The sequence below is a fragment of the Bifidobacterium hominis genome, assembly GCF_040095915.1.
GTDB classification, from domain to species: Bacteria; Actinomycetota; Actinomycetes; order Actinomycetales; family Bifidobacteriaceae; genus Bifidobacterium; species Bifidobacterium hominis.
On sequence record NZ_JBBMFR010000004.1, the window covers coordinates 54,372 to 80,387 of the forward strand.

15 protein-coding genes and 2 pseudogenes are annotated in these 26,016 nt (G+C 57.9%); 2 read left to right on the forward strand and 15 right to left on the reverse strand.

Annotated features, from left to right (window positions below; all coding sequences use genetic code 11):
- Positions 1-6: 6 nt before the first annotated feature.
- Positions 7-813, forward strand: coding sequence for an HNH endonuclease family protein (locus tag WMO36_RS04135; RefSeq protein WP_349076919.1), 807 nt, complete (start codon positions 7-9; stop codon positions 811-813).
- Between the two features lie 75 nt (positions 814-888).
- Here the strand turns inward: WMO36_RS04135 and WMO36_RS04140 are convergent, their stop codons facing one another.
- The 6 genes from WMO36_RS04140 to WMO36_RS04165 form a co-directional block, all read right to left on the reverse strand.
- Positions 889-1,965, reverse strand: coding sequence for a LacI family DNA-binding transcriptional regulator (locus WMO36_RS04140; protein WP_349076921.1), 1,077 nt, complete (start codon positions 1,963-1,965; stop codon positions 889-891).
- 141 nt (positions 1,966-2,106) lie between these two features.
- Positions 2,107-4,161, reverse strand: a complete 2,055-nt coding sequence (locus WMO36_RS04145) for a beta-galactosidase (RefSeq protein WP_349076987.1) — start codon at positions 4,159-4,161, stop codon at positions 2,107-2,109.
- A 322-nt stretch (positions 4,162-4,483) separates the two neighbouring features.
- Complete coding sequence (locus WMO36_RS04150; protein ID WP_229067278.1) at positions 4,484-5,344, reverse strand: putative endonuclease domain-containing protein; 861 nt, start codon at positions 5,342-5,344, stop codon at positions 4,484-4,486.
- Positions 5,345-5,976: 632 nt separating this feature from the next.
- Positions 5,977-6,684: a pyridoxal 5'-phosphate synthase glutaminase subunit PdxT gene (pdxT, locus tag WMO36_RS04155; RefSeq protein ID WP_302694683.1), complete on the reverse strand. Its 708-nt coding sequence runs from the start codon at positions 6,682-6,684 to the stop codon at positions 5,977-5,979.
- Positions 6,685-6,797: 113 nt separating this feature from the next.
- Complete coding sequence (gene pdxS, locus WMO36_RS04160) at positions 6,798-7,673, reverse strand: pyridoxal 5'-phosphate synthase lyase subunit PdxS (RefSeq protein WP_004223372.1); 876 nt, start codon at positions 7,671-7,673, stop codon at positions 6,798-6,800.
- Positions 7,674-8,036: 363 nt separating this feature from the next.
- The gene (locus tag WMO36_RS04165; RefSeq protein WP_349076924.1) at positions 8,037-12,029 is read right to left on the reverse strand and encodes a thiol reductant ABC exporter subunit CydD/CydC; all 3,993 of its coding nucleotides are present in this window, start codon (positions 12,027-12,029) and stop codon (positions 8,037-8,039) included.
- Between the two features lie 668 nt (positions 12,030-12,697).
- Between WMO36_RS04165 and WMO36_RS04170 the strand changes: the two genes are divergently transcribed.
- Positions 12,698-14,521 carry an AMP-dependent synthetase/ligase gene (locus WMO36_RS04170; RefSeq protein WP_349076926.1) on the forward strand — a complete coding sequence of 608 codons (1,824 nt, stop codon included), beginning with the start codon at positions 12,698-12,700 and terminating at the stop codon, positions 14,519-14,521.
- 320 nt (positions 14,522-14,841) lie between these two features.
- On the opposite strand, the gene araA is transcribed toward WMO36_RS04170, so the two are convergent.
- From araA to WMO36_RS04210, 9 genes and pseudogenes are all read right to left on the reverse strand, one after another.
- On the reverse strand, positions 14,842-16,359 hold the full coding sequence (gene araA / locus WMO36_RS04175; RefSeq protein WP_349076928.1) for an L-arabinose isomerase: 1,518 nt from the start codon (positions 16,357-16,359) through the stop codon (positions 14,842-14,844).
- 73 nt (positions 16,360-16,432) lie between these two features.
- Positions 16,433-17,125 (reverse strand): L-ribulose-5-phosphate 4-epimerase, encoded by a 693-nt coding sequence (locus WMO36_RS04180; protein WP_144165322.1) that lies wholly within the window; start codon positions 17,123-17,125, stop codon positions 16,433-16,435.
- A 43-nt stretch (positions 17,126-17,168) separates the two neighbouring features.
- Positions 17,169-18,806, reverse strand: a complete 1,638-nt coding sequence (locus tag WMO36_RS04185; protein ID WP_294447417.1) for a xylulokinase — start codon at positions 18,804-18,806, stop codon at positions 17,169-17,171.
- Positions 18,807-19,063: 257 nt separating this feature from the next.
- Positions 19,064-20,182 (reverse strand): LacI family DNA-binding transcriptional regulator, encoded by a 1,119-nt coding sequence (locus WMO36_RS04190; protein ID WP_144171231.1) that lies wholly within the window; start codon positions 20,180-20,182, stop codon positions 19,064-19,066.
- A 76-nt stretch (positions 20,183-20,258) separates the two neighbouring features.
- Positions 20,259-21,329, reverse strand: a pseudogene (locus tag WMO36_RS04195) (Maf family protein); the annotation flags it as partial.
- 110 nt (positions 21,330-21,439) lie between these two features.
- Positions 21,440-21,731: pseudogene (locus tag WMO36_RS08355) on the reverse strand (Maf family protein); the annotation flags it as partial.
- Positions 21,728-22,732, reverse strand: a complete 1,005-nt coding sequence (gene thrB / locus WMO36_RS04200) for a homoserine kinase (RefSeq protein WP_117502336.1) — start codon at positions 22,730-22,732, stop codon at positions 21,728-21,730. The pseudogene WMO36_RS08355 and the gene thrB, both read right to left, overlap by 4 nt.
- Positions 22,733-22,929: 197 nt before the next feature.
- Positions 22,930-24,246: a homoserine dehydrogenase gene (locus tag WMO36_RS04205; protein ID WP_349076932.1), complete on the reverse strand. Its 1,317-nt coding sequence runs from the start codon at positions 24,244-24,246 to the stop codon at positions 22,930-22,932.
- Between the two features lie 201 nt (positions 24,247-24,447).
- Positions 24,448-26,013, reverse strand: coding sequence for a diaminopimelate decarboxylase family protein (locus WMO36_RS04210; protein WP_349076934.1), 1,566 nt, complete (start codon positions 26,011-26,013; stop codon positions 24,448-24,450).
- Between the last annotated feature and the right edge of the window lie 3 nt (positions 26,014-26,016).

Here is a 26,016-nt window from a genome sequence, read left to right on the forward strand (position 1 = left end):
ATAATTATGGCACGAAAGAATAATCGTAATTCTTATAATTATCGGAATATTAAGCAAGATGTGCGTGATATTCAGCGGGCCGGAAAACGGTTCAAAAAAAGTTGGATTAATGCTGACGGTCCGCTAGAACGCATTCTCATTCTGCTGGTCGTCGTTGCGGTAATCGGCGTCACTATCGGCATGCTTCTGCCGAAAGTCAATCCGACCGTAGGTGAGATTACCGGCGAATACACGGCAACCGGCACTGCCGCGGAAACGTTGGAAAAACTTACGGTTGACGACAATCCCAGCAAAGCCGGATATGATCGCGACGCGTTCGGATTCCGAGAAACCGACGACGACGGCAATGGTTGCGACGTGCGCGAAGATGTGCTCGTCCGCGATTTGACGGACGTGCAATATAAGAACAGCCGCAGCTGCCAGGTTGCATCGGGCACGCTTGATGACCCGTATACCGGTCAGACCATTCAGTTCGTGCGTGGAGTGAAAACGTCTTCGGCGGTGCAGATCGACCATGTGGTCGCGTTGGAGAATGCATGGCAGTCGGGCGCGAACACATGGGATCATACGAAGCTGTACCAATTCGGCAATGACATGTACAATCTGCTGGCCGTGGATGGGCCGGCGAATCAGCAGAAGGGTTCCGCGTCGGCCGCATACTGGCTGCCGACGAACAGCGAATACCGTTGCGATTACGTGGCTCGGCAGATTGGCGTGAAAGACAAGTACGGGCTGACCGTCACCACGCAGGAAAAACGAGCGATGCTTTCCGTACTGCACGGCTGCCCCGCGCAGGCATTGCCGGCAAACTGACGCTAATTCCCGTCCGCACAAGTCCTGTTCTGCGGCTGCGCAAGTCCGGAACTGGCTGTGCAGACGGCAGGTCAGCTACGCGCGGGTGGTGGCACGGGCGATCACGTGCGACTGGGTGGTGATGCAACTCGGCTCGAGCGTGCGTATGCCGTCGATCCGATCGAGGATACGGCTGACCGCAGTCGGCGCGATCCAGTCAAGGCAGGAATCCATGGTGGTCAGCGGAGGCTGGAAATATGCGGCTTCTTCAATGTTGTCGAAGCCGATCACCTGCATCTGTTCAGGCACGGAAATGCCGTTCGCAGCCAAAGTGAACAGCGCACCCAACGCAAGCTGGTCATTGAACGCCACAATACCGTCGAATGGAATCCCGGAATCAATAAGCTGCTGCGTAATGCGAGCGCCGGAACCAATCGTCCAATCCTGCCCGGTGCTCATTACCAGTCGGGAATCGAATGCCGCTCCTCGTGCAGCGCACGCTTCGAGCACGCCGCGGAGTCGTAGTTCCGCATTGCCTTCCACTGCTTCACGCACGGAATCGATATGCTCCGGTTCCGTGCGCGATCCGACCACCGCGAGCCGGGTTGCGCCATGGTCGAACAGGTATTCGGCTGCGAGTCGGGCTTCCTGAATATCGTCGGGGGTAACGTGGTCGGCTTTGCCGTGTGTGGAACGCGCGCCCACGCATACGAGCGGATAGTCCACGTCCAAGTCCGCCGCTTCAAGGTTTTCGACTTCGGAGATCGACAGGATCATGCCGTCCGAGACGGTGGTGTTGAAGTTGCGCAGGAGTGATTGCGCTCCTTGTACGGATCCTTCGGCGTAGGTGGTGACGTATACGGAGTAGCCGTAGCCGCGGGCCGCGTCGATCACGCGATTGGCGAGCTCCGACAGGTATGGGGCGGTCAATGTTGGTACGGCGAGTGTGATGAATCCGGTTTTGCCGCGGTTGAGATTGCGCGCGGATACGTTCACGCGGTATCCGAGTCGGTCGATGACTTCCTGGACTTTTTCTCGCGTGGAGTCGGTCATACGGCCGGAATGGTTGATCACGTTGGATGCGGTTTTGAGTGAAACGCCTGCCTCTTCGGCCACGTCTCGTAGGGTGACGCGTTTTTTGTCCGGCTTCGGCTCCGGCTTTGACTCGCCCATGTTCATCTCCAGGATCGTTCGATATGCCGATGAAAGTTTACCAGTTATAGCAAGCCCGCCACCTGAAGTTTCAGTATGGCGGGCCTGGGTTATGTGAGATTGCATGAGATTGCGTGAGGTCACGCAATCAATCACACGGGATCACGCGCGCTTTACGACGAGCACACCGTTGCGATGCACGGTATAGCTGCCCGACTGCTCCCCTGCTTCCGTTTGGAACAGGTAGACCGGCTCACCGTCGATGCCCTGCAATGCGATTTCTTTCTTGCCTCGCGGAAGGTAGAAATCGAAGGTTGCGTCTGCGGACTTGCGTACGGTGTGCAGCACGTCGGGATTGACCGGATCCGCAGAATCTTCCACGATATTGGCGCTCACGAATTGCGTGAGATCGGCCACGTTGAGATCGCATCCGACGAAATATGCTTCGCCGGAACCGTACGGATTGCGGGTGATTGCGGCGGTGCCGTCGAGCTCCCATTCGTCGGCTTCTTCACCTTCGTAGGTGGCCAGCACTTGCGTGTGTTCACCGTCGACGTTCACGTCGTTTTGCCACAGGCGAGTGACCGCTCCGGAGCTCAAACGAATCTTAGCGGGCTCGCCTTCGGCTTCGGCGCCGAGAATGTTGAATTCTTCGCCGCGAATGCCGAGCATTTCACGCAGTAGGCCATCGCCGGCTCCCGGGTATCCGCCGAGCCAGGTGTGGAAGTTCTCGTCGATCAGTCCGGTTGCGTAGCCGACGACCACACGGCCGCCTGCAGCTGCGAAATCAGCCAAACGCTGCGTGTCTTCGGCGCTGAGCATGATCACAGTCGGCAATACGACGGTCTTGTACGAGCTCCAATCGTATTTCAGGGGCACAATGTCGGCGCGGGTGCCTGCGTTGAGGAACGCGCGGTACCAGTCGCGTACGTCATGCCAATGGTTGAGTTTCATGCTTGGCAGGGTTTCGGAGCGTGTGGCCCATTCAGATTCCGCGCTGAACAGGATTGCCGTGTCGGAGAGTTCCAATTCGGTGCCTTGCACGCCAGCATCGCCGAGGGTTTTCAGCGCTGCGCCCAGTTCGCACACCTGACGGAACAGTTTGGTGTCTTCGCCTGCGTGGGGCACGAGCGCGGAGTGGAAGGATTCGGCACCGAATGCGGAGGCACGCCACTGGAAGAAGTTGATGGCGTCGGCGCCCATGGCCACATGCGCAATGGAGTCACGCACGGTTTCGCCCTTGCGCTTGCGTGCGTTGAGCGGCTTCCACTGCACGGCCGAAGTGGAATGTTCCATCACATACCACGGCTTGCCGAGCGCGAGGGAATCCATCAAAGCGTCGGAGCAGAACAGTTCGTCGATATGCGATTCGCCCTCATGGAAGTAATGGTCGTTCGACACGAAATTGACTTCTTCGGCCCAGTCGGCATAATCCATGCAGCACTGGTCGGTGGAGACCATGAAGTTTGTGGTGAACGGCTTGTCGGGGCAGATTTCGGCGATTGCATCACGTTCAGCCTTGTAGAAGTCGAGCAGCATATCGTTGCCGAAGCGTTCGAAATCAAGCTTTTGACCGGGGTTCACCATGGAATCGGCACCCATGAAGCGCGGGATGAGCACTTCGTGGAATCCGTTCATTTCCTGACCCCAGAAGGTAGTGCCCCACGCCTTGTTGAGGTTTTCGATGGTACCGTATTTGCGTTCGCACCACAGGCGGAAAGCATTGAGCGCGTTGTCGGAGTAATCGTAACGGTTGTTCCAGCCGTATTCGTTGCCCATATGCCATGCGGTGACGTACGGGTTGGTGCCGTAACGTTCGGCCAGTTTGCGGCACAGGGTGAGCGCGTATTCCTTGAACACCGGGCTTGTCGGGCTCCAGGATTGGCGCGATCCCGCGTTGACGGGATGGCCGAATTTGTCTTGCGGCAGCACTTCCGGGTGCTTTTCGTACAGCCACAGCGGCGCGGTGGCGGTTGCGGAGGCCAGGTCAACCGCAATGCCGGCTTTGCCGAGCTTGTCGATGATACGGTCAAGCCAGCCGAAATCCCAACGGTTTTCTTCCGGCTGAATGCGATCCCAGCTGAAAATGGCCACGGCCACGGTATTGACACTGGCCTGTTTCATGAGGCGGACGTCTTCGTCCCACACGTCTTCCGACCACTGGTCGGGATTGTAATCACCGCCGTATGCGATGCCTTTGCCGTTGTCGGTCAGCAGTTCCGGCCATTTGAAGGGCTGGCGACTGGGGTTATCGGAGTTACTGGTATGGCTAGGTTCTTTGGATTTGTTGTTTTCTTTGCTCTCATCATTGAAGGTCCGCACATTCTCACCTTTCCGAACATACTTGATACAACTGTGTATCTATTGACAATACTTTATAATAGATACTTCTGCAATTCTGTCAATTTCGATTGCGCGTCCGATAGCATTCCCATACACGAAAAAGTCAGATCATGGGGCAAAAAACTCAATCAACACAGAATAGAGGGGATGAATATAGCTCAAAATCATCAAAAACATACCCCCATACGCGAAAAAGTCAGATTCTCCGCATTCTTCGCATACGACAGGCCACCTTTCTCCACGGAAGCGGCGTGCTCAATGCAATCGGACGTCCCAACTTGCGTGCACGGATGGCGGCGATATTCATCGCAAACGCAGCACGGTGCGGCTCATCCGACAAATCAAGCTGAGTAACCGAGACGACCGTCCATCCCATGCTTTCCAACTGCCTGCGCTTCCATGCGTCACGACGCCATTGCGTCCGGTCCGTGCGGTGATGGTCGCCGTCATACTCGATGCCGATCAGCAATTCCGGATCGGCCAAATCGAGCGTAATCGCGGCGCCATTATCGAATGAGATTCCCGGAACAGAGTAATTCGATGTGAAACCCCACAATCCGTAAGAATATAAACAAAGCCTCGTCTGCGTCTCTTTAGGTGAATCGCTGCGCGAGTCCATCAACGTAAGCGCGTCGTAACATTTTGCCTTGCATTGAAACGTCTCATGTTCCACGAAATCACGCAACTTCGACTCGGTGGTCCTGCCATGTCGAATCATCGATTCCCCCAATTCCGTCAATCCGTCAACCTGCGTGCCTTTCGCCATCAACGCCCATGTCGTTTCCGCATTCAGGACTCCAATGCCATCAGTCGTATATCGAATATGCCTTGAATCAAGCCCCGACCAGCAATGCACATAAGCATCCGGCGACGAAAGACGACTCAATCGGGGGTCCGAAACGGTGACATGTAGCTTGTCCGAAACAAAATTCGTTTGCGACGGCCGTTCGACCTTCCACATATCGACAGCCGAAATATGGCTGACTGGACCAAGCAACACAGCCTCACGGCACGCCTCCCAAGTGATGGACTGCCTTTCTTCAAGGGATCGAGCCATCAAAGGTTTGTACATCTCATTCATGTTTCGACGGTATTGAAGCACATTCGTAGTTGTCCAGCCGAACCAGGGTTGTGGTCGGAGAATGCAAAAACGCGCGATAAAGGCGTGTCGGCTGTGGATAACCCATGGCAGAATCCATTTGGGTCAATGAATGTGGATATTCCTGTGGATTGATGTGAGTCTATTTCTGAGCAAGTTCCCCATTTTCGGACGGGTTGCGAGCTCATCGGAAAATCCACGCATCAGTTCTGAATGCAAGGCGAATGGCTACCTATGACTTTTGTTGCCCCTCCTACGCGAAAAAGTCGAAAATGGTAAAAAATACGGGACCTTTCACAAACGGGGGTATAAAATCGGCTTAAAGTCGTTTGAACAGTGCCCCCGTATGCGAAAAAGCCAGTTTCCCGCCTGGAAATTCGACTCTTTCGAAATAGACAAGGCAGCCAAGGCATGCCCAGAGGCATCGGAATCCCGAGGATATCTCCGAAGAGGACCAGAGAGTCCCGAATAAACCCAGATAAACCCGAACAACCCGCAAACCACGTATAAAAACGGCGGCTTCCAAAACAATACCCTTGAAAGCCGCCGATCGCTTGGTCAAGCCGCGACATGGACCACAGGCTACGGATTTACAGACCCAAGAACAGCTCGTGAATGCGGGTATCGTCGGTCAGTTCGGGGTGGAACGCCGTAGCGAGAATCTTGCCCTGACGCAAACCGACCACATTGCCGTCGACCGACGTTTCGACCGTGGCCCGCTCGCCAACCTCGGCAACGAACGGTCCGCGAATGAACACCAGAGGGAAATCCTTGAGCACAATAGACTCGGAAGCGGCACTTTCCGGAACGCGCTCCCCCGGCGCAACCGAAATGGCGAAATCGCCAGTAGCGGAACCGAAATCGGCGGTCGCAGCGAACGAACCAAGCTGACGTCCATACGCATTGCGGCGCACGACCGCATCCAACGCGCCAAAATACACGTTCTCGTCGTTATCGAGACGACGAGCGAGCAAAATCATGCCCGCACATGTGCCGAATACCGGCTTTCCAGCGGCAATATGCTCTGCGATCGGCTCAAACAGGCCGGTCGAACGCAACAACTTGCCCTGCGTGGTGCTTTCGCCGCCAGGCAGAATCACGCGGTCGATCGAATCGTCGAAATCCTCGGCGGCACGCAGCAGTTTCCACGGCGCACCAAGCCGATCCAGCATCGCGGCATGCTCGGCGAATGCCCCCTGCACCGCAAGGATGCCGGTCACGCCATGCTGCGCGGAAGCCGCACCTTCGGCAACGTCAGTCGATTCTTCCTTCGAAATGTATTCAACGGCAACAACCATCGGATCTCCTTACCCGAACCATCGCGAATCATGCGAAACGGGCTGCGCGCGGCGCGTCGAACAGACATGCCGACAGCCGCACGCAGCGCACAGCGCACGAAAATACAGCGCAATCACTCGCCGCGGGCGGCCATGATGGTTTCGATCTCGTCTTCGTTGATGCCGACCATGGCCTCGCCGAGGTTCTCGGAAAGGCGGGCGAGCAGGTCGGCGTCCTGCCAATTGGCGGTGGCCTGCACGATGGCAGCGGCACGCTTGGCCGGATCTCCGGACTTGAAGATGCCGGAGCCGACGAACACGCCTTCGGCACCCAGCTCCATCATGAGCGCGGCATCGGCCGGAGTGGCCACGCCACCGGCAGCGAAGTTGACGACCGGCAGACGGCCGTTGTCGTGCACGTACTTGGCGAGATCGTACGGCACGGCCAGCTGCTTGGCGGCCTCGTACACTTCGTCGTCGCGCAAAGAGACGAGCTCGCGGATCTGCTTGTTCATGGTGCGCATGTGGCGCACGGCCTGGATCACATCGCCGGTGCCCGGCTCGCCCTTGGTGCGGATCATGGACGCGCCCTCGGCGATACGGCGCAGCGCCTCGCCCAGGTTCTTAGCACCGCACACGAACGGCACGTCGAACTGATTCTTGTCGATGTGGTACACGTCGTCGGCGGGGCTCAGCACTTCGGATTCATCAATGTAATCGATTTCGATGGCCTGCAGAATGCGCGCTTCGGCAACATGGCCGATACGAACCTTTGCCATGACCGGAATGGACACGGCTTCCTGAATGCCCTTGATCATGGCCGGATCGCTCATGCGGGAAACGCCGCCGGCAGCACGAATATCGGCCGGAATACGCTCAAGCGCCATCACCGCGCACGCGCCCGCATCCTGTGCGATCTTCGCCTGCTCCGGGGTGGTGACGTCCATGATCACGCCACCCTTGAGCATCTGCGCCAGATTCTTGTTCAGTTCGTTCCTGTTGTTGGCCATCGCCAGCCTTTCGTCGAATCGTATTCCACCCTTCTGCAGAGCGGATATCTCTTGACACAGATACTAACGATTTTTCGTTACAAAATCATGTGAACTGAATATTTGCACGTCTCAAAAAGTTGCTTTTCTTAAATTCTGACTATCATTTTCATGATTGTTTCATTTTCTTACGATTTCGATTCCGCCGACGATTCCGCAATTTCGTTCGCTTTTCTTGCCTGATATGCGCCATTCGCTTTCGATTCGCGCGCACGGCTCCTTTCGACCGCACTTTCGATGCACGCTATAAGAAATACGAATGACGCATGATTTTCATACGACCACATTGCGGACGGGGGTACAGATGGATTCGCGTATTGCACACTACATACGCAGTATGCGATCAGCGATGCGCATGGTGGAATCGCGGTGCGACACCAGCACGACGGCGCTCCCCCGCTCGGCAAGATCATTGATCGACCCGAGAATCACCGACTCGTTATAGGCGTCAAGACGGCTCGTCGGCTCGTCGAACAGCACCAAATCGGCGTCACGAAGAAACATGCGGGCCAATCCGATGCGCTGTTTCTCGCCCTCCGAAAGGCTCCCGCCCAACTCGCCGACCTGCGTATCCAAGCCGTTCGGCAGCGCATCGACCAGTTCGAGCGCGGACGCCTTGGCGAGCGCTTCGCGCAATACGGAATCGGGAATGGCAGACGCTGCGGAATCGGCAGAATCGCAGGCAATAGCGAGATTTTCGCGAATCGTTCCGTTGAACAGATACGTCTCCTGCCCCATCATCGTCTGCACGCGCCGACGCCATCCGGCGTCAACCTGCGGCAATGGAACATCCGACAGCGAAATCGTGCCGGAATCCGGATCCCAGTAGCGCATCAGCAGTTTCAACATCGTTGATTTTCCACGCCCGGACGGGCCTTGAATACCGAGAATGCCCTGCCGTGAAACATCGAGTGAAACATGGTCGAGCACCGGTTGCGAGGCGATGCCGGCACCTTGTTCGCCGGAGGATTGCGCTTCCGCGGGGCGTGCCGGACACATGCCAGTCGCATACTCCGACCGCCCGTTTGGCGTGCGTTCGCCGGAAATACGGGCGCCGGATCCATAGCCGAATGTGACATCGCGCATTGTCATGCCCTGATATTCCGGGCGTTCGCTCCCCTGCTCAACCACAGCGGGAGCCTCATCCATCAATGCGAACAGGCGACGTGCCGAAGCAAACGTTTGCGTCAAATTCGCCGGCAGCGCGCTCAATGCAAGCGTCGGACCAAACGAGCTGACAAGCAATACAAAAGCCGCAACCAGCGCAGGGGCGTTCGAATCCGCGGAACCCATCCAAATCAGGCCTTCCGGCATATCGGCGGCAGTGAAAACCACGGTGCACAACGTCATCACAAGGAAAGCTGCAATTGCGGTAAACAGCATCACCAACACCGCGCCCAATCCTGCAAAATCGCCATTCTTCGCACTCAATCGTAAACGTTTGCCCCACAATGAAAGAGTGCGCCGCGTGATGGAAGCGAGCCGGGCATCGCCTTGGCCGAAGCGGATGATTTCGCCGATACCGCGCATATCGTCAAGCATTTCGTCGTCAAGGGCGGCGGATTCCTCGCGGAGTTTCGGACCGACGCCTCGCACCGCCGACGCGAACAACTTTGGCAGTATGACGCCGACGGTGAGGTGCGCGATGACCAACGTCACAGCGAGGGGTGCGCTTAGGGTGAGCAGTGCGAGTGTGTAGACGACGGTGGTCACAACGGCGATGACGATCGGGCTGATGGTGTGTGCGAAGAAGATTTCCAGCAGTTCCACGTCGGTGGTAACCAGCGCGATCAGGTCACCCTTGCCTTTGCCCGCAAGTTTGGCCGGGGTGAGACGCCGCAGAGCCGCGAAGGCTTTCGTGCGAAATAGCGCGAGCAGGCGGAACGCCACATTGTGGTTCATGAACTGTTCGGCATAGCGCATGCCGCCGCGGATCAGCGCGCATACGGCCATGGCTGCGAGCGCCGCGGGAACGCTGAGATTCCAGATGGGCGAGCCGACTGCGGCGAAGGCCGCCGCGATGCCGAACACCGGCAGGAAAGTGGCGGCGAGATGGCCGAGCGTGCCGCAGACGCACGCGACGATCATGTACTTGCGCTGCGGCCCAACCTCTTTGAGCAAACGCGCAATCACCCGCGCCGTCGGCATTGCCTTCGCGTCCGATTCTGCCGAATCGGACATACGAACGCCCGTTTTCGCACCCTGTACGTCCGTTTCTGCAGAATCGGACACTTGGAGACCCATTTCCGCACGCTGCGTGACTGATTCTGCAGAATCGGACGCTTTAAGTGCGTGGGATGCAGAGGTGGAATGGGTTGCGTTATTGCGTAGACCTATGTTTTCTACGGTTTGTTGGGCGCGGAACAGTTTGGCGTATGTTCCGTTGGCACGCATGAGTTCGGCATGTGCGTCCTGCTCCGTCACGCGCCCGCGTTCGAACACCACCACATAATCAGCGTCGGCCGCATTCGCCATGCGATGCGTCACCATGATCACGGTTTTGCCGCGATCGGCAAGCGCACGAATGGTTTGCAGAATCAGGGTTTCGCTTTCCGCATCGACGCTGCTGGTGGCTTCGTCGAAAATGTAGACGGCAGACTCCCGCAGCAATGCGCGAGCGATGGCGATACGCTGTTTTTGGCCTCCGGACAGGTTGCTTGCGCCCTGTTCGATGGCCAGGTCAAGTTCTTGCGATTGTGCACGCACGAATTCGTCGATATGTGCTGCTTCCAGCGCTTGCCACAGTTCGTTTTCGGTGGCATCCGGCTTGGCCATCAGCAGATTGTCGCGCAACGTCCCTGCAAAAAGGTGGCTTTGCGCCGCCACGATGGCGATTTCTCTCGTAAGGGATTCGATGGAAAGATCGGCGATTTGGTACCGTTGCGTCGGGTTATTTCCTGCGTTTCCGGGCCGCAGCCACATACATCCTTCATATCCGGAAAGATTTCCGGCGAGCAGTTCGACGGCGGTAGATTTGCCGGATCCGGACGGACCGACGATGGCGGTCACCTGCCCGCGCCGCGCAGTGAAAGAGACGCCATGCAATGCGACGACCGAACCATCGTCATCTTTCGGCATGCCTGTTTTTCCGGCACCAACCACACCGGATTTTTCCCCGGTTTCCCCGGTTTCCCCGGTTTCCCCGGTTTCCCCGGTTTCCACATCCGCCACAGCCGTATCCGCAGCCACGTCCGCATATCGGAACGACACGTCATCAAAGCACACGTCCACACCGTTATCGGAAGCGCCGAATTCCGGCATTCCCTGCATTCCGTGCGCAGGAATCGGCGTATCAAGCAATGCGAAAATACGCTTGGTTGAAGTCATGCCGTTCATCGCAACATGGAAGAACGACCCCAATTGGCGCAGCGGAATGAAGAAATCCGCGGAAAGAAGCACTATCAGCAGCACGCCGGCAAGCGGCAATGCGGCACCGCTCGCATACTGCCAGATCGCCACGCCCACGCCGGCCGCGGCACCCCCGTATGCGACGACGTCCATGGCGGTGAGCGAGCGCAATTGAATTTGCAGAACATTCATGGTCATTACGCGGAATTGTTCCGCTTGCTCGCTCATTTTCTTGGCGGCATGCGCATCGGCGTCAAAAGTTTTCAGCGTTTCAAGACCTTGTACATTGTCAAGAAACACAGATCCCATGTCGGTGTATTTTCCCCAATATTTTTTGAATACTCGGGCTGCGCGCATTGCGACCATGCCAACAATCAATACAATCAACGGCGCGCATACAAGCAATGTAACAGCCGTCGGCATATTAATCGGCGCAACTATAAAAAATAACGTTACCGGCGCGAGAATCGCATAAAACAGTTGTGGTAGGAATAATTCGAAGAAGCTTTGGATTTGTTCAATGCCTTCACCGGCAGATTGCACCACATCGGCAGTACTGATATGTTGCGAATACGACGGTCCAATCGCAAGCATTTTATTGAATAATTGTTCACGCAAAGCGAGTTTGACACGCTCGGCCGCTTCTGCGCCGAAATAGGCCGCGGCGCGCATCATCAGAAAACGCAGAACCGCACAGACCACAATCGCCAGCACGCATCCGATATACGTTTCCGCACTGAATCCGCCGTAGCCAAGGCCGACGAACATGCGGGAAAGCAGGCCACTATCGCCCATGGAGAACATTGGATCGAACGCCGATTCCACCACGGCAAGCACCGGCGAAAGCATGACCACCACCGTCACCACGAATACGACGTTGGACAGCAGCCCGATCCATTGGCAGAACACTTTCGCCGCAACCAACCTCCCCACGCCGGGAGCGAGGGAAAACAGCCTCTTGTCAAACATAAACACCTTCCGTCCAATGAGCGCGCTCGCGTTGCCAGCTCGCCTACGGCCCAAAGCGCAATCGCCATGCATCCAACGAACGAATCGCAACAGGCCAATACGGGAAAACCGGTGCGTGGCAAACCGTTTTCAGCCTATCCAAGGCAGCTCGCAATCGTCAAGGGCGCATTGCATACAGCGAACCGTCGCAATCGAATTGCCATAATCGACCTCAAATCAGCAACGTTGAAAAGAGAAAGGCTGGATGTTCGCCGTTGAGCAGGCAGCCCTCTGACGCAAGGGGTAAATTGCGTCACTCGTGAGTGTACTCGATAAAAATCGCTCGCACCACCATTTCTTCGCATTTCGCTGATTTTACCGTCGTTTCGGGGATATTCGGGAAGCATGGCAACACCCCCGCAACCGTTACGTCAAACTTTTTTTGAACAGACACAGCGCGACACCCATCGTTTGACTTTTGACGATTTTCAATCGTTTGTCAGTTCATACAAAGTTGCTCAAATATTTCTTGTCGCTTCTCACAATGCAGACTTACGGACCCGTAACTTACCATATACGAGGTGCGCAAGGGGTAGGAAACGCGGACACACGGTTTGTATCGCTCCCGCACGCATCACAAGCAGAAATACGCGGAAATAACGCAAAAACCGCGAGAAAGAGAACGCTTCATGCTCACCGAGTACACCACCCCGGGAACTTCCGTTGAGGTACGCGACGACGAAACCATCTACTCCCTGCTCACCGAACGCATCGAACGCACCGGAGAAAGCACCATCATCGCGGAACGTAAAACCGGTCCGGGCAAATGGGTCGAGGTGACCACCGGCGAATTCCACAATGACGTGATCGCCGCAGCGAAAGGCCTCATCGCATTCGGCATCAACAAGGGCGATGCCGTCACCATTTTCTCCACCACCCGTTACGAATGGGGTGTGCTCGACTTCGCGCTGGCCGCAATCGGCGCGGTGAACGTGCCGATCTACGACACCGATTCCGCGGCGCAGGCCGAACGCATTCTCAACGATTCCAGCGTGAAGCTCGCCATCGCCGATGATCGCGAACGTTTCGACCGCTTGGATTCCGTGATCGACCACTGCCCGAACCTGCAGCACATTCTCATGCTCGACTCCAATGCGATGGGCGCGTTGGAAGGTATGGGCGTGACCGTTTCCGACGAGGAGCTCGAGTCGCGTATCACGTCGGTGAAAGCCGACGACCTGGCCACCATCGTATACACCTCCGGTTCCACGGGGGCTCCGAAGGGCGCCGAACTTTCGCACCGTAATTTTGTGAGTATCACGCGCGCAGGCAGCATCGCATTGCATGAGATAATTCTTGACGATCAGCCGCGTTTGCTGCTGTTCCTGCCGCTTGCGCACTGCTTCGCGCGTTTCATTCAGTATGCGTCGATCGCTTCCGACGATGGCGTGGTCGGCTACCTGCCCGACACGAAGACGCTGCTTCCGGACGTGCGCTCGTTCGAACCAACGTACCTGCTGGGCGTGCCGCGCGTGTTCGAAAAAGTGTATAACGCGGCCTCCCGCAAGGCTGGCATGGGCTGGAAGGGACGCCTGTTCCTCAAGGCAGCCGAAGCTGCACGCGACTGGTCTCGCATGCAACAGGCCGGAGAACGTCCGACCGCCAAGCAGATCGCACAGCATCTTTCATATGAGGCTTCCGTGTATCATGCCGTTCGCGGAGCGTTGGGTCCGAAGATCAGGTTTGTTGCCTGTGGTGGTGCTCCGCTCGACGTGTCACTCGCACACTTCTTCAACGGCATTGGACTGCCGATGATCCAAGGCTACGGCATGACGGAGACCGCAGCACCGTTCGCCGCGAACCGCGTGACAGACAATGTGATCGGCACCGTTGGCCAGCCTGCCCCGGGCTCGTCGATTCGCATTTCCGAAGATGGCGAACTGCAGGTGAAGGGCCCGAACGTGTTCATGGGATACCATAATCTGCCGGAGAAAACCGCTGAAGTGTTCACCGAAGATGGCTGGCTGCGCACCGGCGATTTGGCAACGATCGACGATGAAGGCCGTATTACGATTACCGGACGCAAGAAGGATATTATTATCACCGCCGGCGGCAAGAACGTTTCCCCGATTCCGATGGAGCAGGAGATTGCAAAGTGCCCGATTGTGGAGCATGCGGTGGTTGTCGGCGACAATCGCCCGTTCATCGGTGCGCTGATTACGCTGGATCAGGAAGGATTGGAAGCGTGGCTGCCTTCCGTTGGACTTTCTGCCGACACGCCGCTGGATCGCGTGGCTGCGGCCGCCGCCGTTCACGATGAAATCCAGAAGTATGTCGACAAGGCGAACGCGACGGTTTCCCGCGCTGAATCCGTGCGCAAGTTCGTAGTGCTCGACACCCAGTTCACGCAAAGCAACAAGTGCCTGACTCCGTCACTGAAAGTGGTGCGTCCGGCAGTGAACCGCGTGTTCGCCAACGTGATCGATCAGCAGATCTACAACGGCAAGCGCTGAATCGCATAATGCATAAACGCGTGGGGTGCGAGAGAATATAAACGTTCTCTCGCACCCCACGCTTTTGTTCTGTCTGTACAACTTTCGAGGAATACAAACGAGCGCCGGCGATCGGAATTAATCCGGCCTGCCGGCGCTCATATGGCAGAGATTAGTGATGAATCCAGAATGTCTAACGACACTCCATCAGCCATTGTCAGTAAAGCGACAATCAGTGACGGTTCCGTCAGTGCATAACGCGTGCGGTAACGGTGCGGCAGAAGGCGAAGGCGTACGAAGGTACGTCGAGTCTTCTGCCGTGCCGTTAACGCTCCGTTATGTCAGTGACGGTTGTTGAGACGGTGGTACATTTCGGAGATCTCAAGGTCGCGCTCGAATTCTGCGGCCTTGGTGTTCGCGTCGATGGTGGCGAGTTCGACACCGGCGATGCGGGCAAAGTCTTCCCAAGCCTCGCGGCCGACGGAGGTGGTCATGCAGGTGTGGTGGGATGCGCCGGAACGCAGCCAGCACTCGGCGGAGGTCTTGAGGTCCGGCTGCGGCTTCCATAGGCCACGGGCGCACGGCAGCTGCTTGAGTTCGCCAAGCGGCTCGACCACGTCAACGAGGTTCATGGTCAGGCGGAAGCGTTCGCGCACGTCAGACATGGACACGACGACGGCGTCCTTCTTCGGGGCGACGGTGAAGACCAAGCGCACCGGATCGGCCTTGCCGCCGATGCCGAGCGGGTGGATTTCCAGCTTCGGCTTGGCGATGGTGCCGACGGACGGGGAGACTTCGAGCATGTGGGAGCCCATGATCATCTCGTTGCCCGGGGTGAAGTTGTAGGAGTAGTCCTCCATGAGGGAAGCGCCACCTTCGAGGCCGTAGCCCATCACTGCGCCGATGCGCACGAGCACTGCGGTCTTCCAGTCGCCTTCGGCGGAGAAGCCGAAGCCGTACTCGGACGGGAAGCGCTGAGGGCCAACGCCCGGCAGCTGCGGGAGGGCGCCCAAGTCTTCGAAGTTGTCGACGCCGGCGGTGCAGCCATTGGCGCGCATCATGTTGACCATGGCGGCTTCTTCCTTGGTCGCGATGAACAGGGAATCGTACTTGGCGTCAAGCAGAGCCGGATCAACGTCGTACTTGGCCTTGTAGTCTTCGATGATGCTCTTGACCTGATCGTCCTTGACGGCTTCGTAGGCTGCGACGAGCTCGTTGACGGCCCAAGTGTTGATGGATGCGCCGAACACGCGCTCGGCTTCGGTCTTGTCGCCTTCGGTGACGGCCACGTTGCGCATGTTGTCGCCCCAACGCATGACCTTCATGTTGTTGGAAGCATCCCAGCCGGCGCAGGCGCGTGCCCAAGTGCCGATTTCTTCGGCAACGGCCGGATCGGTGTAGTGGCCAACCACGATCTTGCGGTTGATGCCCAGACGGGTCAGGATGTAACCGAACTCACGGTCGCCGTGTGCGGCCTGGTTCAGGTTCATGAAGTCCATGTCGATGGTTTCCCACGGGATTTCGAAGTGGTGCTGCGTATTGAGCTGCAGCAGCGGCTTGGTGAGCACTTCGAGGCCGCGGATCCACATCTTGGCCGGGGAGAAGGTGTGGCACCAGGTGATCACGCCGATAACGTTCGGGTTGGCGGAAGCTTCGACCATGAAGGCCTTGACGCCGTCGGAGGACTTCAGGGTCGGCTTAAGCACCACCTTGACCGGGATCTTGCCGGTTGCGTTGAGCGCGTCGACGATTTCGCCGGACTGCTCGGCCACCTGACGCAGCGCTTCCTCGCCGTACAGATCCTGGGATCCGACGCCGAACCAGACTTCCTTGCCTTCAAACGGGTTTTCCATTGCCATTTGATTGTTCCTTTACTTCGTTGTTTATGGAGTTTTTAAATTATTATTTCGATTGCGATCGCTGATTTGCAGCTCAGTGTTGTCCGTAGACGTTGGTGTAACGATCGTTCAACTTCGCGATATCCTCATCAGAAATCGGAATGATCTCACCCAACTGACGAGCCGCCCACATCGTATGGGCCACCTCCTCCGTCATCGCCGCCGCCTTCACCGCGGCCTCCGCGTCCTTGCCGACCGTGAACGGACCATGGTTCTGCATCAGCACAGCCGGGGACTTCGGATACTCCTTGAGCGTCTCGACCACGCCCTCGCCGATCGCCTCGGAACCGATCAGACGGAACGGCCCCACCGGAACCGGACCTCCGAACTCGTCGCCCATCATCGTCAGACCGCACGGAATGTTCTGGCCCGTCGCCGCCCACGCCGTCGCGTACGTCGAATGCGTGTGCACCACGCCGTACACGTCCGGCATATGACGGTAGATGTACGCATGCGACGCCGTATCAGACGAAGGGGACTCCGAGCCGTCCACCACGTTGCCGTCCAAGTCGCACACCACCATCGAGCTCGGCGTCAGATACTCGTAACGCAGGCCCGACGGCTTGATCACCATCAGATCCGCGGTGCGCAGGCGCTGCGACACGTTGCCAGCCGTCCACACCACCAGGTTCCACTTGACCAGCTGCTCGTGCAAAGCCGCCACGACCTCGCGCACCTGCTTGACCTCCGCACGCACCTCGGGACCATAATCAGCCAAAGTAGCCATAATCATTTCCTTTCAAATTGAAATAAGTTTTTAAAATATTTATTTACTTGGTTTCCAGCGGAATGCTTTCGATTGCAACATGCTCGATCGGCAGTCCCTTGCGGAAGCGATCGAAGAATTCCTCGAATCCTGCAACGTCGTTTTCGTCCGGATTTTCCGTGGTGGAAGCTGCATCTGCAAATACGCGAGCGTCAAGGAATTCGTCGAGCGGCTGATCGGCGTGCCACAGGTAGTCGGCGAGCACGGCCATGCCCCATGCGCCACCTTCGGCTGCAGTAGACATCACCTTGATCGGCGTATCGAATGCGGCTGCGAGGATCTTCTGGGCAACCTTCGGGGTGGTGAAGATGCCACCGTGACCAACGAGGGAGTCAACGGCAACACCTTCGTCTTTGGTCATCACGTCCATGCCGATCTTCACCGGGGAGAAGGCGCTGAACAGCTGGGCACGCATGAAGTTGCCGAGGCTCATGCGGGCTTCCGGACCGCGTGCGAACAGCGGACGGCCTTCGGGGAGTCCTGCAAGGAATTCGCCGGAGCGGAACGGGTAGTTGATGAGTCCGCCGCAGTTGGAATCGACGTCGTCTGCGATGGCGGCGCGGAACAGCGTGCCATACAGGGTGCCGGCGTCGACCGGAGTGCCGATCGCGGCTGCGAATTGGCCGAACAGGCCAACCCATGCGTTGAGGTCGGACGTGAAGTTGTTGGCGTGGCTCATGCCTGCAAGATCGCCAGCCGGAGTGGTGACGAGGTCGACTTCCGGATGCAGGCGTTCCAGCTTGTGTTCGAGCACGACCATGGCGAAGATGGAGGTGCCGGCGGAAACGTTACCGGTGCGCACACGCACGGAGTTGGTGGCCACCATGCCGGTGCCCGCGTCACCCTCCGGCGGGGCGAAGGTAATGCCCGGCTGCAGCGTGCCGGTCGGGTCGAGCAGCTTGGCGCCCTCCTCGGTCAGCGTTCCAGCAGGAGTGCCGGCGACCAGCGGCTCCGGCAGCAGGTCGACGAGTTTCCACGGCTGGGCTGCGACTTCCGGAATCGCGTTGAACTTCTCGATGAATTCGGTTTCGTAGGTGTGCGTGGTCGGGTCGATCGGGAACATACCGGATGCGTCGCCAACGCCGAGCACCTTCTTGCCGGTGAGCTTCCAGTGCACGTAGCCGGCGAGGGTGGTGAAGAAATCGACCTTGCCAATGTGCTCTTCGTCGTTGAGCACGGCCTGGTACAGGTGTGCGATGGACCAGCGTTCCGGAATGTTGTACTGGAACAGTTCGGAAAGCTTCTCGTGCGCTTCGGAAGTGTTGGTGTTCTGCCAAGTACGGAACGGCACCAGCAGTTCGCCGTTCTTATCGAAGGCGAGATAGCCATGCATCATGGCGGAGAAGCCGATGCGTCCCACGCGGGTGAGCTTTTCGCCGTAGGCGTTTTCGACATCTTCGGCGAGCGCCGCGTATGCGGTCTGCAGCCCGGTCCAGATTTCTTCCTGCGAATAGCTCCACAGGCCGTCTTCCAAGTGGCTGGCCCAGCCGTAGTCGCCGGCTGCGATGGTGGTGTACGTGTCGTCGATGAGCACGGCCTTGATTCGGGTGGAGCCGAATTCGATGCCCAGACTCGTCTTGCCAGCGCGGATTTTCTCGGCGGTCAGCGCGATGCGATCGTCAAGTCCCTGCTCTTGCGCCATAGTTTCAAACTCCTTGCATCCGAGCGCCTCACAACCACATTGTCGACGGAATGTTAGCGCTCACTGTTAACGCTCACTATTCTAAACAGAAAATGGCGACTATACAAGTTCGACGTGTCACGCAATCGTCAACGTGCTACCAGCAGATCGTCAGCCGATTTTCTTGATATACCGGCATTGCGAAATCCGGCAATCGCAGCACATGCGGCAAAAAGAGATACGAGAATCGCAAGAAATACAAAAATCGCAGGAAATATTCAGCGACGGCTGGCGGTGCCCAAAGATGTACGCCCGATCACCTTTGCGGAAATCAGACCAACGCCATGCTGCGACGAGGCGAACGAATTCTCATCGCCCTCCCCCAGCAAAAACAGCGTCTCACGCATAGCGGCAATGCCGAGCTGTTCAAAATCCGGACGAACCGTAGTCAGCGGCGGGTACATGTTGTCCATGGCGGGCATGTCGTCGAAGCCGACCAAGCTCACATCCTGCGGAATACGCATGCCATGCTCGTGCAGCGCGCGAGCCACGCCAACAGCCTGGCTGTCGTTCGCACACACCATGCATGTCGGCAGATTTCCGCCGGTTCGACCGATATTTTCAAGAATATGGTTCATCTTGCCGTACGCTTCGGTCGATTCCCAGGTTTCGCATTGCACGGTGACGGAACTCACCGTATTGGCCGCGCACAGCTTATTCCACGCCATCAAACGCGTGGCGGCGTCACGCCATTCCTTCGGACCTGCGAAATAAAGCACGGAACGATGCCCATACTCAACCACCAAATGCATCACGTCGGCCATGGCAGCCCACTGGTCCACGCCCACAACGGACACGCGGCGACGGTCAGCGGGCTTCATCAGGCGCAAACCGTCTTGCACACTGACATTGCCATGCGTGGAGGTAACGATCACGCGCGGCTGCGTAATCTGCGCACGGCAGGCGGCAGAGAACATAACATCCGTCGGTGTGAGGAAAATAAACGCGTCCACGTTCATCTCATCGAACGTCGAGCACAATTCGTCGAATTCCGTCTGCGAGCAGAGCGCTTCGTGCACCATGCTCACCGACATGAACAGGCCATGCTGCCTCGCCATCGCCTCAATCGAGGAAATCGCGGAGATCGGGCCATAAAAACGCTGCCCACCCGCAATCAAACCGATAGTGCGGGATCGATGCGAGGCGAGCGCACGCGCGGAATTGCTGGGGCGGTAGCCGAGCGCATCGATGGCCTTCTGCACTTTTTCGCGGGTCGCGTCAGACACGTCGGGGGAATGGTTGATCACGCGCGACACCGTTTGATGGCTGACGCCAGCCATTTTCGCCACTTCGAACATCGAGGGGCGTTTGTTCGCCGCATTGCGCTTGCCTGCCATGCTCCGTCGCCTTCCGCACACTACCGTTGTTACTTTCGACTATTCTACACGCAACCCCGGTTAGCGCTAACAGCGGCTATTTTGCAGCCATTTGCGCGAGTCGCGCGGCGAAATTCGGCCAGTCGGTACGCATGGCGGTCAACAGTTTACGATTGGGGACTTCCTCAATCGGCACCCATTCGATTTCCATGCTTTCGTCGTCGTTGGCCTTCGGCTCTACGCGGTGCCCCGGCTTTTCGAAAGCGAACACGGTGGTGTAGGCCCACGGGCCGTGGTCCTCGCAATACGAGCCGACCACGTCGATATCTTCCGGCGTGATGTTGGCTTCCTCGTACGATTCGCGCAACGCGCCCTCAATCGGGCTTTCACCGTCGGCGGTGGCACCTCCTGGAATGCCCCATGTACCACCTTCCGCGCTCCACACCGCGCGATGCTGCATGACAACGTGCGTCACTTCGCCGGTCTGTTCGCTTCGGCGGGCCAGCAGCACGCCGGACGCGCCATTGGTGCCCCAATGCTTGCGGCCGCAATCGCAATCAATCCAACCATCACCCGGCTGATGCACGTTTTCCTTGGGAGGAAGCGGTTTTGCGGCACCGGTTCGCGAATCGTGTTCAACGTTCGGTTCTTGATCGGCTCGCGTCACATTCCACAGATCGGTCCATTCCACGCCAAGCTCGGCGGCCAAACGGCGCGCCAGCGGAAGACTCAAGCCGATAATGCCGTGCGGATCGCCTTCAATGGAGTCGATGAACGCTCCACCGAAGCCCTCAAGCGTGAAGGAACCAGCCACTTCCAGCGGTTCTCCGGTGGCAATGTACCGTTCGATATCGGTGTCGGAATACTCGCAGAAATGCAGCGTGGCCCTGCTCGCGCCTCGCGCGATATGCCCGGTGGCGAAGTCGATCAGGCAATGGCCCGTCCACAATTCACCGGTGGCACCACGCATGGCACGCAGTCGTTCCCGAGCCACCTCAGCGCTATGCGGCTTGCCGTAACATTCGCCGTCAAGCAGGAACATGGAATCGCAGCCAAGAATCAGCGGACCGACTTTCGCACGGGTCAGGCTCGGCTTGCCATCAACGAAATCAGCAATCGATTCGGTGATCGTAGGAATGGTGACTCCCGAAAAATCGCGGGTCTTCATATCGGAAGCAGACTGCACTTCGTCCGCACGCAACGTAACACGATGATGTTCTAAAGATGCGGAATCTCCAGTATTTTCAGCATTATCCGAATGTTCGGAAGATTCGGCAACGGCTTTCAGCGGAAATCCGACCACACGATCGCCGTGCGCCGCCGCAGCGGTGGCGGCAACGTTCCGATACGCCTGATGTACGGCTTCGGCTTTGGCCGTAGCGAGAATCATCACCCGCTGTTCCACGCTCAGATCGCTTACGGCAACGCCCATGGCGGCCGCCTCACGTTCGAGCGCCGCCGGCTCGTCCACGTTCGATACGCGAATCGTGGGGCAAATGCCCGCCGAGAAAAGCACGTCACGACGAGGCTTGGATTTGGAAGCGAGAATCAGCGGAATGGAGTTGTTCATGCGCGTTCCACCTGCACACCCTTGGTGTCGACGCCCAAATGCAGCACACGCCAATGACCGGAAGCGAGCTCTTCGGAAGCAAGCTGTTCCAGCTGTTCGTGGGCGTCGCCATGATGCAGCACAAGCACGCATGGGCCGGCGCCGGAAACCATGGAAGCGAAACCATGGGAACGCAGCTTTTCGATCAGCGTCCACGACGGTTCCATCAAAGGAGCGCGATACGGCTGATGCAGACGATCCTGCGTGGCGGCGAACAGCAACGCGTTGACGTCCTGACGCTGACCAGTCGCCAGCATCGCAGGATTCATGGCGGCCGGCAGCAGGCTCACGCGAGACACATTGTGCACGGCATCCTTGAACGCCAGCTGGCCCGGCAGCGCCTGGCGTGCCTTTTCGGTGGACAGCTCATAATCCGGCACGAACACGGCGGCGGTCAGATCGTCGGCAACGCGATAGTTGATGGTATGGAAGCCCTTATGCAGCGGTTCGCCGCCCGGAATCGGCACGGAACCGACACCTTCGGGGGTTTCCATGTCCCAAGACATGGTGAGCCCGCCGTACACGGCCGGAGCCACGTTGTCCGGATGGCCTTCGATGGCCGCAGCAAGCTCAAACACGGCATCACGGTTGAGTTCGTCGTCCTGCGCGAAGGCGGCCGCGGCTGCGATGCCCGCCACAATGGCCTCTGCGGAAGAGCCCATGCCTCGTGCCTGAGGAATGTTGTTGTGAGCCTGAAGAATGAAGCCCACACGGCCCAGACCAAAGGTCTGGCATGCGCGGCGGAACGTGGAAACCACCAAGTGGGTTTCGTCACGCGGGAGAGTATCGGCGCCTTCGCCTTCGATCATCACCTGAGCCGCAGTGTTCACCGGATCGGCGCTCAGCGTGAATTCAAGTTCGTCGTGGTAGTCCAGAGCAAGTCCGACCGTATCAAAGCCAGAACCAAGATTGGCGCTGGTAGCCGGAACACGCACACGCACTTTACGAGTAACTGGAGTCATATCTCGTCGTCCTTCGTCACATCTTCTTTACAAGTCAAGCACCGTATACCCGAAAGGGTACAAGAGTCAAATTCAAGCCCATAATCAACAGACAATTTAGTAGACAATCGGCACGCAATTGTCCAACGCAGCAGCCGGAATATGAACGAAAAGACGGCCGCCCAATCGCAACGATTTGAGCAGCCGTCTCATGACTGTTAGTTGAGCACGCGGAGGATGGAAGGCTCGCCAACCACGCAGTCGAGTGCGCACACGTCTTTCACGGTTTCACGCAGGGTAAGCTCGTCAGTCATGTGCGTGACAAGGCGCAGCTGCTGCAGTTCGCCGTCGTAACCCGGATCCTTCAGCGTGGGCTTGAGATCCTGGTTCACACCATTGATAGACACGCCATGCTCGGCGAACTTGGCCGCGATGGCCGCAAGCACGCCCGGATTGTCGTGAATCACGAAACGCACCGCGAACTCGGCCTTGGAAGCCTCGATCGGAGCCTTCTTTAGATCCTTATACAACGGAATGGTCGGGCCAGTGCATCCCTGTGCGATGTGACGCGCCTCGGTCACCACATCGCCAACCACTGCAGAAGCGGTCGGAGCGCCGCCAGCGCCACGACCATAGAACATCAGATCGTCGGCCGCTTCGGCCTTCACAAACACCGCGTTAAAGGAACCATGCACGGAAGCCAGCGGATGCTCGTTGGAAATCAGCGCCGGATACACGCGGGCAGACACACCGGCCTCGCCATTCTCCACCACGGCCAGCAGCTTGATGACCTTGTTTTCGGCGGTTGCGGCAGCAATATCGTCGGCGGTGATCTTGGTGATGCCCTCAACGGACACATCGTCAATGGTCACGTTGGTGTGAAAACCGAGCGTGGCCATGATGGCCGCCTTGTTGGCCGCATCGTAGCCTTCGATGTCCCCGGTCGGATCCGCTTCGGCGTATCCCCTGGCCTGAGCGTCCTTCAGCACGTCGTCGAAATCAAGACCCTTGGTGGTCATTTCGTCGAGAATGTAGTTCGTGGTGCCGTTGACGATGCCGAGCATGCTTGTCACCTTGTCTCCGACGAGGGATTCACGCAGTGGCTTGAGGAATGGAATAGCACCGCCCACGGAAGCCTCGAAGTAGATATCGACGCCCTTGGCTTCGGCGGCGGCATAGATTTCTGGACCATACTTGGCCAACAGCGCCTTGTTGGCGGTAACCACGGAAGCGCCGGATTCGATGGCCGCAAGCACGAACTTGCGGGCCACGCCGGTTCCGCCAATCAGTTCGACCACAATGTCGGCATTGGTGGCCACGCTCATGGTGTCGGTGGTCACCACGGACTTGTCGATCCACGGGAACGGGTCGGTTTCCGACGGATCAAGGCAGGCGACGCCGGTCAGTTCGATCGGTCGACCGATGCGTGCGGCAAGCTCATCCTTCTGCTCCACCAGCAGGCGTGCGGTCTGAGAGCCGACCGTGCCCGCGCCCAACAATCCAACGCGAATCGGCGCAACATCTTCCTGTGCCAAGGCATCCTCCCTTGTGTGAAGTATTGGAGTAACCCTGCCTATTGTACGGTCCCGATATGACGTAAGACCGCGAAATCATACGAAAATGGACGGTTTCCGAGCTTTGCCCCGAAAACCGTCCATGCTGCATCCATGCTGCGTCCGCAATTTGAGACGAATCGCCATGAACAATACGAAACACGAGCGAAACGCCACGAATCGCTATTCGCTCACGTCCCAATCGAGCAGATCGTCGACCGTCTGACGGCGAATCATCACATGCGCATCTTGCTCGGATACGGCAACAACCGCAGGAATCAGCGCCTGATTGTAGTTGCTGGCCATTGTGCGACCGTATGCACCCGTAACAGGCACCGCAAGCACGTCGCCACGCTGAATGTCGGCAGGAAGACGCACCTCGTTGACGATGATATCGCCCGATTCGCAGTGCATGCCGACCACACGGCACAACTTGGTTTCGCTGGAACCCTCACGATTGGCGATTTTCGCAGTGTAATCCGATCCGTACAATGCCGGACGAATATTGTCGCTCATACCGCCGTCGACAGACACGTACACGCGTTCCGTAACCGGATTGCCAGCCTTGTCTTTCGCGGTTCCGGCAAGCTGAACCGGCTTGACCGTGCCTACGCGATACAAGGTGACACCGGTCGGAGCGACCGTCCAACGGCCAGGCTCGAACGAAATGACCGGAGCGGGCATGCCAAGCGCACGGTTCACGGTGGTGACCGCATCGGCAAGGCGGGCAAGTTCCGTATCGAGATCCATGGAATCCTCGCCATCGGTGTAGGCCACGGAATAGCCGCCGCCCAAGTCAACCTCCGGCAGTGTGTATGCGTCGGTGGCGTAGAAGGTCTTGCGCAGCAGCATCATGCGCTTCGCGGCCTGGATAAAGGCGTCCGCATCGTGAATGTTCGATCCGATATGCGAATGCACGCCGACCAGTTCGAGCACGTCCTGATGGCGGTAGATCTCCTTCAATACGGCGAGCGCGGGGCCATCAGCCACCATGGTCATGGCTTCGGCGAGTTGGCGGTCGCCTTCGGAAACCTTCTCGTGGCTCATGTCATACGGGTATTTGATGTCGTACTGCAGCTGGCGTTCTGCGCTTTCGCTTTCGCCTAGGCGTGCGTTCGACCCTGCGGGGGTCACGTCAGCCAAATCGTCGAGCACGTTCAGCTTGCTCGCATCGGCACCGGCCGGCAGCAAGGCGACACCGAACTTCTGGTCCTCATGCGCGGTAGACACGAACTCGTGACCGCCCGCATGAATGCCGGACGTAACACGCAACATCACGCGAGCGCGCTTGCCGAGACGCTTGGCGATTTCGGCGATACGGGCCGGCTCGTTCGGCTCGTCCACCACGATTTTGGCGAAGCCTTCGGTAATGGCGAGTTCGATTTCCGCATCGGACTTGTTGTTGCCGTGCAGCACGAGCCGCCTTCCGGGAACGCCCGCGGCAAGCGCGATACGCATCTCGCCCATGGTGCAGGTGTCGATCAGCATGCCGGATTCGGTGACGATGCGGCAGATTTCCTTGGAAAGCAGTGCTTTCCCGGCGAAGCTGACGTGGGTTACGGTGTTGTTGAACGCATTTGCCGCGGATTTGACGAATTTAGTGGCACGGGCTCGCACGTCATCGGTGTCGATAACGTAGAGCGGCGAACCGAATTCGTTCAGCAGGCTTTCGGCAGTGCGGCCATGGAACGTAATTTCACCTTGCTCGTTCACGTCGGAGCCGGCCGGCCAGATGGGGGTGACTGCCATGGC